Source organism: Caballeronia arvi, from assembly GCF_001544695.2.
Taxonomy (GTDB): Bacteria; Pseudomonadota; Gammaproteobacteria; order Burkholderiales; family Burkholderiaceae; genus Caballeronia; species Caballeronia arvi.
In genome coordinates, this window is the sequence record NZ_FCOM02000001.1 from 17,984 (window position 1) to 33,382 (window position 15,399).

12 protein-coding genes are annotated in these 15,399 nt (G+C 63.8%); 4 read left to right on the forward strand and 8 right to left on the reverse strand.

Features of this window, described 5'->3' with window-relative positions; translation table 11 throughout:
* Positions 1-754 precede the first annotated feature (754 nt).
* Positions 755-1,891: a branched-chain amino acid ABC transporter substrate-binding protein gene (locus AWB74_RS00065; RefSeq protein ID WP_096032007.1), complete on the reverse strand. Its 1,137-nt coding sequence runs from the start codon at positions 1,889-1,891 to the stop codon at positions 755-757.
* 252 nt (positions 1,892-2,143) lie between these two features.
* Positions 2,144-3,520: a murein biosynthesis integral membrane protein MurJ gene (gene murJ / locus AWB74_RS00070; RefSeq protein ID WP_061144760.1), complete on the reverse strand. Its 1,377-nt coding sequence runs from the start codon at positions 3,518-3,520 to the stop codon at positions 2,144-2,146.
* A 342-nt stretch (positions 3,521-3,862) separates the two neighbouring features.
* Between murJ and AWB74_RS00075 the strand changes: the two genes are divergently transcribed.
* Positions 3,863-5,758 carry an FAD-binding monooxygenase gene (locus tag AWB74_RS00075; RefSeq protein ID WP_061145215.1) on the forward strand — a complete coding sequence of 632 codons (1,896 nt, stop codon included), beginning with the start codon at positions 3,863-3,865 and terminating at the stop codon, positions 5,756-5,758.
* A 20-nt stretch (positions 5,759-5,778) separates the two neighbouring features.
* Positions 5,779-6,222 (forward strand): MarR family winged helix-turn-helix transcriptional regulator, encoded by a 444-nt coding sequence (locus AWB74_RS00080; RefSeq protein WP_061144761.1) that lies wholly within the window; start codon positions 5,779-5,781, stop codon positions 6,220-6,222.
* On the opposite strand, the gene dhaK is transcribed toward AWB74_RS00080, so the two are convergent.
* From dhaK to AWB74_RS00100, 4 genes are all read right to left on the reverse strand, one after another.
* A complete protein-coding gene (gene dhaK, locus AWB74_RS00085) occupies positions 6,223-7,212 on the reverse strand; it encodes a dihydroxyacetone kinase subunit DhaK (RefSeq protein ID WP_061144762.1) in 990 nt (329 codons plus the stop codon).
* Between the two features lie 27 nt (positions 7,213-7,239).
* Entirely contained in the window at positions 7,240-7,863 is a 624-nt protein-coding gene (gene dhaL, locus AWB74_RS00090; RefSeq protein ID WP_061145216.1) for a dihydroxyacetone kinase subunit DhaL, read from the reverse strand.
* Positions 7,864-7,933: 70 nt separating this feature from the next.
* Positions 7,934-9,772, reverse strand: a complete 1,839-nt coding sequence (locus AWB74_RS00095; protein WP_061144763.1) for a glycoside hydrolase family 15 protein — start codon at positions 9,770-9,772, stop codon at positions 7,934-7,936.
* A gap of 91 nt (positions 9,773-9,863) precedes the next feature.
* Positions 9,864-10,088, reverse strand: a complete 225-nt coding sequence (locus AWB74_RS00100) for a hypothetical protein (RefSeq protein WP_061144764.1) — start codon at positions 10,086-10,088, stop codon at positions 9,864-9,866.
* A gap of 136 nt (positions 10,089-10,224) precedes the next feature.
* Between AWB74_RS00100 and AWB74_RS00105 the strand changes: the two genes are divergently transcribed.
* Positions 10,225-11,835 carry a Na+/H+ antiporter gene (locus tag AWB74_RS00105; protein ID WP_061144765.1) on the forward strand — a complete coding sequence of 537 codons (1,611 nt, stop codon included), beginning with the start codon at positions 10,225-10,227 and terminating at the stop codon, positions 11,833-11,835.
* A 4-nt stretch (positions 11,836-11,839) separates the two neighbouring features.
* On the opposite strand, the gene AWB74_RS00110 is transcribed toward AWB74_RS00105, so the two are convergent.
* Complete coding sequence (locus AWB74_RS00110; protein WP_061144766.1) at positions 11,840-13,321, reverse strand: S8/S53 family peptidase; 1,482 nt, start codon at positions 13,319-13,321, stop codon at positions 11,840-11,842.
* 222 nt (positions 13,322-13,543) lie between these two features.
* Positions 13,544-14,338, reverse strand: coding sequence for a TerC family protein (locus AWB74_RS00115; RefSeq protein ID WP_061144767.1), 795 nt, complete (start codon positions 14,336-14,338; stop codon positions 13,544-13,546).
* 127 nt (positions 14,339-14,465) lie between these two features.
* On the opposite strand from AWB74_RS00115, the gene AWB74_RS00120 reads away from it, so the two are divergent.
* Positions 14,466-15,347, forward strand: a complete 882-nt coding sequence (locus tag AWB74_RS00120; RefSeq protein WP_061144768.1) for a LysR family transcriptional regulator — start codon at positions 14,466-14,468, stop codon at positions 15,345-15,347.
* The last annotated feature ends 52 nt before the right edge of the window (positions 15,348-15,399 follow it).

Sequence of the window (15,399 nt, forward strand, 5' to 3'; positions counted from 1 at the left end):
TTTCGTATTCCGAACTGATGGCTATGCGGCTATTTCCTTTGCGGAATGATCGAGCGGCATCCTTTGACCCGGCGTCGTCAGGTGCGGTGAATCGCATTCGATGCAGTCTTCGAAACCTATCGACCACATCGCCGATCCATAGCGACAGCATACTTCATGAGAGAGAAATATCGTGCCAACACCTTGGTCAATTCTGCCAACCTTCCCCATTCAGACGATTGAGATGGTTATTGATACGACCAATCAAGTCGACTCCGTTCGCCGATAACGAAGCGCTAGTTGCCCTCATCCGCCAGTGCCGGTTGCCAAGACCTTCGATATGACGGGTTTCGCGACAGGCCGCTGTAAGAACGGATATCGCGTCAGGTAGTTTCATGGTCGCCATTACGAATGTCGTCCTCGCTGAAAACAGATTACCTTAAGGACACCGACAGATTGACGTGATTGAAAAGACAGATACCGGGGCGAATCATGATGCGATTCATCAAAGGCGATGACCGCAGCAGATCCGCACGCCGGCGGTTCCAGCAACGTGGTGACGATTGATTGAGATCGCGCAGCGAACGACCTGCGGGCTTCGACGCTGAGACTGTGCCTGTACGAGAAGAGCGGAAGCTTGCGTCAGTAGGTGCGGGGACTCTCGCAGACCAGGAAGCAGTTGGCGAAACAACCGGACAGACAACATCCTTCCGGCAAGGCCGTCATTCGAACGGCCCTTCGCGCGAAGCTCTTCCGGTCACTCAGCACTGTTCTATTACTTCTCCGCCCCAATGGTCGTCACCGGCTGCCATTTCATCGACTTGACCTGATAAAGCGTCGACGTCGGATTATTAAGGTCTCCGTATTTGTCGAACGAAATATGCCCGGTTATGCCGTCATATTTCATCGTCCGGAGCGTCTGCATGAACGTGGCGGGCTTGACGGAGTTTGCCTGCTTCATCGCGGTGATGGCGAGCCAGGCGCAGTCGTAGGCGAACGGCGCGTACGTCAACGTCTCCGCGCCAAACCGCTTCTTGAATTTTTCCGCGAACGCGCGGCCTTCGGGCAATGAATCGACGGGCCGGCCGTATTCCCATGCCATCGCGCCTTCGGCTGCATTTCCCGCCGAACTGATGAACACGCTATCGGCGATTCCGCCGCTTCCGACGAACTGCGCGCGAATGCCAAGTTGCTTCATGCGCTTGACGATCAGCCCTGCCTGGCCATCGAGTCCGCCGAAGTACAGAAGGTCGGCGTTGGCCGCCTTTATGTTCGTCAATTGCGCGTTGAACTCGACGGCTTTATCGGTCGTATATTCCTCGGCCACGACCTGGCCACCGGCCGCTTTCACGGCCTTCTTGAACTCTTCGACCGCGCCCTGTCCGAAGGCTGTCCGATCGTCCATCACCGCGATCCGCTTCGCTTTCGTGACCTTCACGGCATACGTGCCAGCATTGCCCGAGTTCTGCGTATCGGTCGCGATGATGCGGAACACGTTGTTCAAGCCCTGCCGGGTGATGGCCGGATTCGTCGCCGCCGGATCGATGAGCGGAATGCCCGCGCGCGCAAAGATCGGCGACGAGGGAAGCGCAACGCCCGAGTTGTAATAGCCGACCACGGCCACGACGCCATCGTCGACGAGCTTCTGCGCTACCTGAACGCCGATGCGCGGGTCGCCCTGATCATCGACGGATGCGAGTTCGAATTTGACCGGCTGTCCCTGGATCTTGATCTGTTGCGCGTTCGCCTCCTCCACAGCCAGGCGCACGCCGTTTTCAATATCCTTGCCGTTTGCGGCGCCAAGGCCGGTGAGCGGCGCTGAAACGCCAATGTGAACGGTTTGCTGTGCGCTGACTATCACCGGGACGATGCAGAGCGCGGATGCCGCGAGGAAGGAAACGAACGCTTTCATGACGGGCACCTGTTCAGAGGAATGTTTTACGTTGAAAACGGCATCGTGATGCCCGTACGAAATCAGGCATCGGCTGAACATTGGTTCGCAAAGCTCGCGATTCGGCCCACTATATCGTCAATTCCCCGGCTAAAAAATAAGTAGTTCATTCGAGTCGCGCACGCTGCCCCGCCGACGACATCGAAACGAGTGACCTCCCGCTGAATTAGGCGCCTACTTCCGACAAGTCGGCCGCATGCAAGCCGAAACCCGTCAATCGACCGAGTCGCTCTGGCTTGCGCGCGCGGCGGTCAGAACGTACCGCGTCCCGAAGACGTAGCAAGCGAGCACGCTCGCAGCGCCGACGCCGGTGGCAAGCAACACGCCCTGGGCGCCATAGAGGCGAGCCAGCACGACGTTGCCCAGAATCTTGACGCCAAAGCCCAGAACCGAGATGACGGAGATGGTCCGATAGCGCGTCTCGCTGGCGAACAACTGAACCAGCACGCACATGCCGAAATAGAACGGCACCTGCACGAGCCCAAAGCGAAACAGGTTCGTGACAGCGATGGTGTCATCCGCCGTGAAAGCGCCCTTCTGAAACAGCAGCCGGATAACATACGGCGCGAGCGCATATGCGATGCACGCGCCGGCCAGTCCGACCGTCAACATGACGCCCGACCATTTCAGCGCGGTGTTGCGCGCGCGGCCGTGGTCGCCTTGAAAGAGGATCTCCGAGAGAATAGGCAACGTCGCGCGGCTGATCGCGAGCGCGCCCATGCTGAGGAGCAGTGAAAGCAGGCGGTTCGCGTAGCCGAGCGTGGCGATGGCGCCATCGCCCTGCTGCGCCATGAAATACTGATCCACCGGGAGCCACAGGCCCGCGGCGACCGACCCGATCATGAGTGTGCCCATCGACCGCACCGTGTTCGGCCATTGGCGCGCACGCGTCGAAAGGCTCGGAACGGCGGGCAACGCATCCGCGCGCCGCGCCAGCCTTCTCAGCCACAAACTTTGAATCACGAAGCCGATCGACGTGCCCAGCACGAGCGGCATGATCGACTCGTCATTGTGGGCGGACAGCACGAAAACCAGCAGACCGATGGCCGGCACGCACTCAAGCAAGGTATTGATATGCCGTCCCGAAGCCTGAAGCCGCGACGACGAGATACAGATCGTGAACGTCAATATGCCGGCCGGCGCCATTCCGAAGATCATCTGCCGGACGGTTTCGCGCGTCGACCCGGCGAGATTCTTTGCGACGAGCTCGGCCATATACGGCCAGAAGAGAAACAGCAGCAGACACGATACAAGCCCTATGACGAGCCCCATGCCTTCCAGCTCGCCGAGAAATCCGTTCTGCTCCGATTTGTCTTTCCGTAATGCGACGAGCGCGGGAACGAGCAGGACGCTCAACTGGTTCGTGATCATCGTCGGAAGCCAGGTGACGAGCGTCAGCGCAAGCTGATAGGCATCGACGACTCCGCTGATCCCATATCGATAGGCGATCGCCATTTCCTTCGACGCGCCTATGCATTTTCCGGCCAGAACGAAAGCGAGCAGGACGACCGCGCTTCTTGCAATCCGTTTGTGATCCTGATGAACGCCCGCCAAGCGCCGTCTTACCGATTCGACCGCTGGGGTCAGCATTTTTCTTGTGCCTCCGACACTGCAGCTTTTCGCCGAAAAGAATGGACGCCAGAAGGCGTCTGTTTATAGTTGGACGACTCGGAAGCCAGCGGGATGGCCTGCCACTGCTTCACTCCCCGGAAGCGATAAAGGCAGCCGCTGCGACAAGCTTTTTATCACACGGGCTGGCCGCAGGTTGTAACGCATTCTTACGTTCCCTTACATCATTTGATACGACAACCTCCACGGTAGAACGCCTGAAACTAGGGGTAAACATCACTCTCCCATTAAATTCTTGGAAATGGTTGGTGTACGGAGTATATTTCCAATCACACTGACATGCATCGAATGGAGGAAGACATCATGCAGTTTCATCTCAATGGTTTCCGAGTTGGCGATCCGACGATCGAGCCCGCCGCCGAGGGCGCGCCCCGCACCGAAATGCCCGATACGGTGGACGTGCTCATCGTCGGAAGCGGTCCTGCCGGACTCGTTCTCGCGGCGCAGCTATCGCAATTTGAAGGGATCAACACGCGCATCATCGAGCGCCGCGCGGGACCGTTGCTGATGGGACAGGCCGATGGCGTCGCGTGCCGCACGGTCGAGATGTTCAATGCGTTCGGGCTCAGCGACCGCCTGATGCGCGAAGCGTATTGGGTCAATGAAACCGTGTTCTGGCGGCCCGACGCGCAGGATCGCGGCGCCATCAAACGAACCGGACGTGTTCAGGATACCGAAACAGGCATGTCGGAGTTCCCGCATGTCATCGTCAATCAGGCGCGCGTGCAGGACTATTTGCTCGGTGTCATGCACCGCTCCGCGCAGCGTCTCGAACCGGACTACGATCTCGAAGTCATCGACGTCCAACGCGACGATGACGGCGACTATCCGGTACGCGTCACGATGCGCCGCACCGATGCCGCGCGACTCGACGAGCAAGTGACCGTGCGTGCGCGCTATGTCGTCGGTTGCGACGGCTCGCGCAGTCGCGTGCGTACCGCCATCGGGCAAACGCTGCGCGGCGATGCCGCCAACCACGCGTGGGGCGTCATGGATGCGCTCGCCGTCACCGACTTCCCCGATATCCGGCTTAAGGCGGCGATTCAGTCCGCGAGCAAGGGCAATCTGCTCATCATTCCGCGCGAAGGCGGCTATCTCGTGCGCTTCTATGTCGATCTCGGCGAGGTCTCGCCCGAGAATCGCGACGGCCTCAAGCAGACTTCGGTCGATCACATCATCGAGACGGCGCAACGGATTCTGCATCCCTATTCGCTCGATGTGAAAGAAGTCGCATGGTTCTCGGTCTATGAAGTGGGACAACGTCTTACCGACCGTTTCGACGATGCCCTCACCGCCGATGGCACGTCGCGCGAGCCTCGCGTGTTCATCGCCGGCGACGCGTGCCATACGCATAGCGCGAAAGCCGGCCAGGGCATGAACGTATCGATGCAGGACGGCTTCAATCTCGGCTGGAAGCTCGGTGCGGTATTGCAGGGACGCAGCGACGCCGCCTTGTTGCGCACTTATTCCGACGAGCGTCAGCCGATCGCGCAGGAGTTGATCGATTTCGACAAGGAATGGTCCACGATGATGGCCGCCCCGCCGAAGGACCCGAACCGTCCCGAAGCAGGCGGCGTCGATCCCGCCGAGCTTCAGGCTTACTTCGTGCGCGCGGGCCGCTACACGGCGGGCGTCGCGACGCGCTACCGTCCGGCCATGCTGACGGGCGAAGCGACGCATCAGCCCCTCGCCAAGGGTTTTGTGATCGGCACGCGCTTTCATTCGTCGCCCGTCGTGCGCCTCGCGGATGCCAAGCCGATGCATCTCGGCCACGCGGCGCGCGCGGACGGCCGCTGGCGTCTGTACGCTTTCGCGGACGCGAATCGCAGTGCGCTCAACGCATGGTGCGAGCATCTCGAATCATCGCCCGACTCCATCTTGCGGCTCGTCACACCGAAGGATGCGGACATCGACAGCGTGCTCGATGTGCGTGCGGTGCTCCAGGAGCCTCATCGCGAAGTCCGGCTCGAAGATATCCCTGCGCTTCTGCTGCCGCGCAAGGGACGTTTCGGTCTCGTCGACTATGAGAAGGCATTTACGAGCGATGCAGCGACTGATATCTTCGACGAGCGTGGCATCGATCGCGAACGGGGCGTGCTCGTCGTGGTCCGTCCGGATCAGTATGTCGCGCATGTTCTTCCACTCGATGCGTACGAAGAACTGGCCGCCTTCTTCAAGCCGATCTTCCATGCGCACTGACTTATACCGACACCGCGAAATTGCCGACTAGAAACGAAGTACCCGAAGCGCTTGCGAAATTCACGGGCAGCCTCGTGCGCCGCGCGCAGCAGCGCCACGTGGCGGTATGGCTCAGCGAAGTCTCCGCCGAGATCACGAGCGTCCAGTACGCGGCGCTCGAGATCCTGCAAAGAGCGCCCGGCGTCAATCAGCGGCAACTCGGCGATGAACTCGACGTGGACCGTTCGACCATCGCCGATCTCGTTGCGCGCATGGTTCGCAATGGCTTGATCGAACGGTCCGACGATCCCGTCGACAAGCGCAGCTATGTGCTCTTCCTCACCCCGGCCGGCAAGAAGCAGCTTGCGGCCTTGCGTCCGCGGGTCGAGGAAGTCGAACGCATTCTCACGGCGAGGCTGACGCCGCGCGACACCGCCGAACTTCGGCGGTTGCTGGCCGCGCTGTTGCCGGAGCGCGCCGATTGATCACATGCCCCAGCGCAGACCCGCCGTATGCACGGGACTGTCCCAGTGGCGCATCATCTCGTCGTCGAGCGTGCAGAGCGTGAGCGACGCGCCCGCCATTTCCAGCGATGTCGTCAGCGCGCCCACGTGCGAACGCGCGATGCTCAGGCCGCGTCCGGCGAGCCACGAACGCGCCGCATGATAGAGCAGATAAAGCTCCGATAACGGCGTGCCGCCGAGCCCGTTGACGAGCAACAGCAAAGGCGCATCGGCGGCCGGCTTCAGATCGTCGACCATCGCCGTGAGCAGTTCATCGGCGATCGCGTTGGCCGTTTCGAACTTCGCGCGCCTGCGTCCCGGCTCGCCGTGAATGCCGACGCCGATTTCGATTTCGTCGTCACCGAGCGCGAAGGTCGGCTTGCCCGCGGCGGGCACCGTGCAGCTCGAAAACGCGACGCCCATCGACGCAATGCGCGCCACGACCCTTTCACCGAACGCCCTGCACGCCTGCAAATCGGCGCCCGTTTCCGCGAAGCTGCCGACGAGTTTCTCGACGATGACCGTGCCCGCGACGCCGCGCCTGCCCGTCGTGAAGCTGGAGTTTTCAACGGCGACGTCGTCGTCGACGAGCACCGATGCGTTCGGCATCTCGCATAACTCGGATGCCATCTCGAAGTTCATCAGATCGCCTGAATAGTTCTTCACGATGAACAGTACGCCCGCGCCCGTGTCGGCGGCCTCGGCGGCGGCCATCATCTGATCGGGCGTCGGCGACGTGAACACCTGGCCGGGACACGCGGCATCGAGCATGCCGTAGCCGACGAAGCCGCCATGCAGCGGCTCGTGGCCCGAACCGCCGCCCGAAATGATCGCCACCTTGCCCGGCTTGAGCGTCTTGCGCACGATGTACAACGGCTCGACATTCAGCGTGACGAGATCGGCATGCGCGGCGGCGAAACCCGCGAGGCTTTCGCTCAGGTAATCGTCGACGCGATTGATGAACTTCTTCATGTCCCCTGCTCCTTGTTATGTCGAGGCTCAGCCCTGCGCGAGACGCGCGCAGACCGCCGCGATCATGAGCTGGCTCGAACGCGCGCCCGGATCGATATGCCCGCGCGAGCGTTCGCCGAGAAACGATGCGCGCCCTTTCGTCGCGAGCATGTCGCGCGTGGCGAGCATGTTCTCTTCGGCGACGCGCGGCAGTGCTTCGAGCACGTCCTGTTTCGACGCGCCAGCATCGGCGATTGCGGTGAAATGTCCGGCGACGGGAATCAGCACGTCCATCATCGTCTTGCTGCCCGCGCCGGTCTTGCCGCGCTGGCCGACCGCTTCCACGCCCGCCGCGAATGCCTGCGCGAACGCTCTGACGCCCGCATCGTCCGATGAGGCTTTCGCCATGCCCGTGAGCATCGAAAAGAAGAGCGGCCCCGACGAGCCGCCGACCGTCGACAGCACTTTCGTCGCCGCGAGCCTGAGCGCGGGCGCGAACGCTTCGGCTTCGATCGCCACGCGCATGGCAACGAGCGCGTCCATGCCGCGTAGCAGGTTGATGATGTGATCGCCGTCGCCGATTGCCTGATCGAGCGACGCGATCTCGTCGGCATGTTCCTTGAGCGACGCGTGCGCCGCATCGATGCACGCCATGACCGTCTTGCCGTTCATGCGCCGATCCTCCATTCACGCGAGAGTGAGCAGCAAGGATACAGCGTCGCGACGCGCCGCGTGAGCGCGCTCAGGTCCAGGGCACGTGCACGCGGTCGAGGTCGCGGTCGAGCTGATACGCCGCGCTGATGAGCGCGAGATGCGTCAGCGCCTGCGGAAAATTGCCGAGCGCCTGACCGTTCGTCGCCACTTCTTCCGAGAAGAGGCCGACATGATTCGCGTACGCCAGCATCTTCTCGAAGACGAGCCGCCCTTCATCGACGCGCCCCGCGTGGGCCAGCGCCTCCGCATACCAGAACGAGCACGCGGAGAAACCGCCTTCCATGCCGGGCAGACCGTCGAGCGTCGAGCCGCGCGTATAGCGGAAAATCAGCGGATCGACGCGCAACTCGCGGCCGATCGCATCGAGCGTGCCGATCCAGCGCGGATCTTTCGGGCCGATGAAGCGCACGAGCGGCATCATCAGCGCGGCGGCGTCGAGCGTCGCGGAACCGGGCGTCTGCACGAAGCTTTGCAAGTCGTCGTTCCAGAATTGCTCGTGAATGTCGCGATGAATCTCGTCGCGCGTGCTGAACCAGCTCGCGAGCGGCGCGGGCAGCGAGCGCTTCTCGGCGAGACGCAACGCGCGATCGACCGTCACCCAGCACATCAGCCGCGAGTGCAGCAGCGCGCGCGTTCCGTTGCGGAATTCCCAGATGCCGTTGTCGGCCTCGCGCCAGTGTTCGACGACGTAATCGACCGTGCGCGTCACGTGCCGCCAGCCGTCGTAGGAGATGGCCGCGCCGTACTTGTTGTAGAGATAGACCGAGTCGAGCAGCGCGCCGTAGACATCGAGCTGGATCTGCTCGCGCGCCTCGTTGCCGACGACGACGCGTCCCGGCACTTCGCCCACGAGACTCGTCAGCTCGGCTTCGGCGAGCGCGTCGGCGCCGTCGACGGAATACATCACACGCAACTGGCCGTGCGCGCTGCAATCGCGGCTGCGCTCGGCGATCCACTTCATGAAGCGCTCCGCCTCGCCGGTGTAACCGAGGCGCAGCAGCGCGTACACGGAGAACGCGGCGTCGCGTATCCACGTGAAGCGATAATCCCAGCGGCGCGAGCCATCCTGCGTCTCGGGCAGGCCGAAGGTCGGCGCCGCGACGATCGCGCCGAATTCCTCCGAACTCAGGAGCTTCAGCGTCAGCGCCGAGCGCAGCACGACTTCGCGATAGCGCCCGCGATACGTCGAACGCGACGACCATGCCTTCCAGTAACCGATCGTCTGCTCGAGGATCGCATCGTGATTCGCGCCGATGTCGGCGAGACCGTCACCTTCGCCGAGCACGAAGCACGCGCAATCGCCTTGCACGAGATCCAGCGTGGCGCGCACGCCTTCATCTTCGATGGCAAGCGGCACGTTCGCGAAGAGACGCAACGGCGGCGCGCCATCGGCAGGGACGAACTCGACGCCCTTCGCAACGGCGCGCGCCGTGTGTTTCGCGCGGGCGTAATCGAAGCGCGGATCGCAGCGCACGTCGAGCGTCATGCGCCCGTACACCAGCCGCACGATGCGCAACACGCAATTGGGCACGTCACCGGCACGGTTCGTGTCCGACGCGACCGGCATCAGATCGAGCAGTTCGCAGACGCCGTCGCCGGTCATGAAGCGCGTGAGCAGCACATTCGTCTCGGGCAGATACATCTGCTTGACGTTCGCATGCGGCTCGCGCGGCGTGATCGAGAATGCGCCGCCTCGCTCGGGATCGAGCAGCGCGGCGAAGAGCGTCGGCGAGTCGATGCGCGGAAAGCACATGAAATCGATCGCGCCGCAAAGCGACACGAGCGCCGCCGTCTTCATGTTGCCGATCATGCCGCGCCCGTCGACGGGCAATGCAGCGTGTGGAATCTGCCCGGGATGATGTCCCATCGCGATGTGCTCCCGACGCGCCTATAAGGCAATGTCAAGCGGGCAGCAAGTCATATTCCTGTCGGGAATGACAGATTCGGGACAGGACGCGTCACTGGGCTGCGGTCTGCTCGCCTGCCGTCCGGACATGCTCTCTCGGCGCATCGCCGAAGGCGGCCGCGCTCGCGGCGCCGTCCTGCGCGGCGAATGTCGAGGTCGTTGGCACGGGCGCATCGGCGTGGCGCGATGCTCCGAAGCTCGCGATATAGACCACGGCCGCCACGGCGACGCCCACCAGCACCGCCGCCACCGCGACGCCCGACGACTTTCGTCTCATTTTCACTCCCTTTCGGATACGATGACCCCCGGCTCGCGGGCCGGACCCGCGCCGATGGTAGCAGCGCGCGGGGCCGCGCCTGCGTGGGCCGCCGCGCATTGCACTACAAGAAACCACTCCAACCCGAGGACAATTCATGCACGCCGCCACGGCATTCAATCTGGTGCTCGTCTCGCTCATCGCCATCATCGCGCTCGAAGTGCTCGCCAGGCGCGTGCGCCTGCCGCCCGCGGCCGCGCTGCTCGTCGGCGGCGTCGCGATGGCGTTCGTGCCGGGCTTGCCGCATTTCGAACTCGATCCGGAGCTCGTGCTCGTCGTGTTCCTGCCGCCGCTCCTGATGTACGGCGCGTATTTCTTCGTCTGGGACGATTTCAAGCGCAATCTGAGCGGCATCCTGTTGCTCGCGATCGGCGCGGTGGCCTTCACGACGCTCGTCGTCGGCGTCGCGGTGCATCTCGTCGTGCCGGCGCTGCCGTGGGCCGCATGCTTCGCGCTCGGCGCGGTCGTCTCGCCGCCCGATGCGGTGGCGGCCAAGGCGGTGCTCGAGCGCGTCGCGCTGCCGCGCCGTCTGATGGTGCTGCTCGAAGGCGAAAGCCTGCTCAACGATGCAGCCGGTCTCGTGCTCTTCCGCTTCGCGCTGGTGGCGGCGCTGAGCGGCGTGTTCAGCGCGCCGCGCGCCGTCGCGAGTTTCGCTGGGCTCGCGATCGGCGGCATCGTCGTCGGGATCGTGGCGGGCTTCATCGCCGTGAAAGTCATGCGCGCGCTCGAGGACGATTACCTCGTCATCACCACGTCGATGCTCACGTCGTGGGTCAGCTATATCGCGGGCGAAGAACTCGGCGTGTCGAGCGTCATCGCGACGGTCACGTGCGGCATGGTCGTCGGCTGGCATCAGCACGAAGTGTTCACGGCGGCGCAGCGCATGCGCGGCACCGCGTTCTGGCAGGTCGTCGTGTTCGTGCTGGAGGCGCTCGTATTCGTGCTGATCGGGCTATCGCTGCGCGGCATCGTCGTGCGTCTGGGCGGCGTCGGCGACGCATTTTCGCTGCTCGGCCCGGCGACGGCCGCGGTGATCGCCGTCGTCATACTCTCCCGCTTCGTCTGGGTATTCGGCACCGAAAGCGTGAAGTGGATCGCGTGGACCGTCACCGGCCGCAAGCGCGCGCACGGCGAAGAAGCCAGCGCCGCCGTCCCCGACTGGCGTGCGGCGACCGTCGTGAGCTGGGCCGGCATGCGCGGCGTGGTGACGCTCGCGGTCGCGCTGTCTTTGCCCGAGGCGATGCCGGGCCGCGATCTCATCGTGTTCGCGGGCTTCGCGGTGATTCTCGTCACGGTGCTGCTGCAGGGCGCGACGATCGGCCCGCTGATCGGGTGGCTTTCGCTCGCGGCCGGACACGAGCGCTCGGCGCGCCATCTCAGCGAGCCGCAGGCCTGGGCGCGCATGGAAGACGCGCAACTGGCCGCGATCCAGCCGCTCGTGCGCGACGCCGACGGCAACGTGATTCACCCGCGCCTGCTCGAGCAATACACGTATCGGGCGGGGCTCACCAAGCGCTTCGAGGACATGGAAAACTTCCCGACCGACGCGCGCCATGCGCACTACGATGTCGTGCTCGCCGCGATCGCCGCCGGGCGCGCGGAGCTACTGCGCATGCACCGCGCCGGCCAGATTCACGACGAGCTGCTGCATTCGCTGGAGCACGACCTCGATCTGCAGGAAATCATGGCGATGCATTCGCGCGGCTGATTTTTCAGCGCGATGGCGCGACGAGCGGCGTCTCGTCCGATGATTCGTCGCACTGCATCCACGCATAGGCCGTCACGCCAGAGCGCGCGTTGTTTCGCAGGCGAATGAGCCACTCGCCCGCCGCCGCGCGCCGCAAGCCGCTGCGCGCGGACGTCGGCGCAAGCGCGATCAGGATCATGTGGCCGTTGCCGCGCGCGCCGCGGCCCAGATGCACCACGGTGCAGATCGCTTCGCCGCCGCGCGTGTAGGTGCCGATATCGCCGAGCGTGAGCCACGCGCTCGCGACGCCGCCGGGCGGCACGATCTGAACGTCGATGCTCGGCGTGCCGTCGTTGCTGGCGAACCAGATTTCCGCGAGACTCGGCGACGACGCATTTGCGCGCACCGGCCAGCGCAGTTCCGCCGCGGCGCGCTGTTCGATCGTCAGCGTGCCGCGGCAGCGCGCCATGTCGATGTTGCCGGATGGCAGCACGACGGAGCAGGCTCCCGTATCCATCAATTCGTCGAGCGCGCTTTCGATGAGCGAGCTGCCGTCCTGCTGCCAGGCCGCATTTCCCGCGCTCACGCTGACGAGCGCATGGCACGCCGCGCCGCCGATTTCCTGCGCGCGCTGCACGATATAGCGGACGCCATCGAGCACTTCGGCGTCGAGGCACGGACCGAAGGCGTCGCGCATCGCGCGGCAGCGTTTTTTGAGCTGCACTCCGATCATCGGCAACGGCGCTTCGTGACCGTCTCGTCGATCGGCGTCGTCGCCACCATGCGACGCGACCGCCGGTCCATCGTTTGCAAAGGCGAAGACGCGCCCGCCGCCCTCCGCCTGCGCGGCCTCGACGGAGAGGCGCGCGCCGCTCAGCAGCGCGTCCATCTGATGTTTGAGCAGCTCGCTGCCGTAGCCGAGGGTCGCGGCCGTATCGGCGGCGTCGTTCTGGTTCCAGAAGCACAGAAAGCGCGTGCGCGTTCCGGCTGCGTCCTCGGAAAAGCGCCGATGCGTGAACGTGACGTCTTCATCGCATACGCCGACGATCGAGTTGCCCGCACCGGCGCGCGTGGCGGCGTGGCCAGCCGGAACGCGGTCCAGGCGCCCGTCGGCATGCGACGTGATCGCCAGAGCTTCCGTGAAACGCTCGAATTTACCGGCGAGATCCGTGCCCAGGCGCGCATAGAACTCACGCGTGACGTGGGCGGTGCAAAAGCGCGTGGCTTCGAGGGCCGGCGGCGGGTCGCGATAGAGCGCCGACATCCAGATCCAGTCCTGCCAGCCGTTGCGCTCGATCGCGCGCGCGAATTGCTGCGCGGTGTCGCCGCCCTGCTTCATTTCGATGGCGATCGGAATGCGGCCGTGCGGCATGCCGCCGAGATCGCGATACTGCGTCGCGTTGGCCCACACGATATACGGATCGATCCGCGCGACGGATGCGAGCGCGTGCGGCGCGATGGGCTCGAACCCTTCGCTCGCCGTGCCGATCTCCCAATTCGGGCTCATCTTTGTGTATTCCGACGACGATTGATCGCTGTGACAGCGCTGCGCATCTTTCAGCAGATATTTCGGGACCCGAAAGAATGCTCGTTCGCTATCGCTACCCTAGTCACTTGACCGGAGATAAGCAAGGCGAATTCCCGTTCCAATCGCGCGGATTGCCGGGCAGCGCACAGTGAGCACGATTTCGCGAATGCTCGTTTCAAATCTTGTGCGCGGCGAGATTCGTCAGCTTGTTCGAGGCGATGTCGCGGCGGTCCGTTGCGCCTCCGTCTGCACCTTGCCCTCGCGCTTGCCCTTGGCACTGCGGGCCAGCAGATTCAACCCTTCGACGAATCCCGCGAAGCCCATCGCCGCATAGATGTAGCCCTTCGGCACGTGCGTTCCGAAACCTTCGGCGATCAGCGTCATCGCGATCACGAGCAGGAACGAGAGCGCGAGCGTCACGACCGTCGGATTGCGCTCGATGAAGCGCGACAGCGGCTGCGCGGCGAACAGCATCGTCGCGACGGCGAAGATCACGGCGATGAACATGATCGGCAGATGCTCCGTCATGCCGACCGCGGTGATGATGCTGTCGACGGAGAACACGAGGTCGAGCAGCAGAATCTGGCCGATCGCGGACCACGCCGTCAGGCTGGCCACGCCCGACGCGACACCGGGCGCTTCGTCGTGATCCTTTCTCACGTGATGATGCATTTCGCTGGTCGCCTTCCAGACGAGGAACAGACCGCCCGCGAGCAGGATGAGGTCGCGCCACGAGAACGCGTGATCGAACACGGAGAACACCGGCGCGGTCAGTTGCGCGATCCATGCGACGGTGCCGAGCAGCGCCAGCCGCATCACGAGCGCGAGCATGATGCCGAGGCGCTGCGTGCGCGCACGTTGCGCGACGGGCAACTTGTTGCTGAGAATGGAAATGAACACGAGATTGTCGATGCCGAGCACGACTTCCATCACGATCAGCGTGACGAGCGCGGCCCAGACGGCAGGATCGGCGGCAAGCGAAAGAAGATATTCCATGAGCGGGGAAAGTTGGATTGACCGGACGTTTCGCGCCATGATCGTCCGATAGCGATCTCGTAAAAATCAGCGATAATCGAAACGAAACTTCGGTTTATCCGAACCTACCCAATCCCGAAAGGCACGCATGCTCAACTATCGACATCTGCATTACTTCTGGGTCGTCGTCAAAGAAGGCGGTTTCGCGCGCGCGGCCGAGCGGCTCGACATGGCGGTGCAGACCATCAGCGCGCAGGTGCGCGATCTGGAGAAAGCGCTCGGTCATCAGTTGCTCAAACCCGCCGGGCGCGGCGTCACGATGACCGAAGCGGGACAGGCCGCATTCGCGCGCGCGGAGGAGATCTTTCAGATCGGTCAGATCATTCAGGACGAAGTGCGCGAAGCGGCAAGCGGCACGCTCGCGCGTCTCGCGGTGGGGCTGTCGGACGGCATTTCCAAGCTCGCCGCGCATGCGCTGCTCGCGCCGGTGCTCGGCAATCCGTCGTTGCGTCTGCTGTGTCACGAAGGCGAAACCGACGAACTGCTCGGCGAGCTCGCGCTGCATCGGCTCGATCTCGTGCTCGCGAGCCACGCCGCGCCGCACAACCACAATCTGCGTCTGACGAGCGAGCGGCTCATCGCATCGCCGGTCGACTGGTACGGGCCCGCATCCCTCGTGCGCAAGAGCGCGATCGACCAGTTTCCGCAGAGTCTCGCCTCGCTGCCCATGCTTCTGCCGACCGGCCATTCGTCGCTGAGAGCACGGCTCGATCGATGGCTGGAAACGCAACGCATTGCACCGCGCATAGTCGGCGAATTCGAAGACAGCGCGCTGATGGCCGTGTTCGGCGCGCGGGGGCTCGGTGTGTTTCCGCTCGCGGAATTCGGCGCGGGCGATGCGCCGCTGCTGCGCGGCCTGCGCTGGCTCGGCCGCTCGCCCGACGTGAAGGAGGAAGTGCACGCGATCGTGTCGCGGCGCGGCCGGCATCATCCGCTGACGCAGCAAGTGCTCGCGCGCGCCGCCGACTGAACTACGGTTTTTCCGAAGTTCGTGTTCCATTGCTTCTACTTTTTCGCACCGC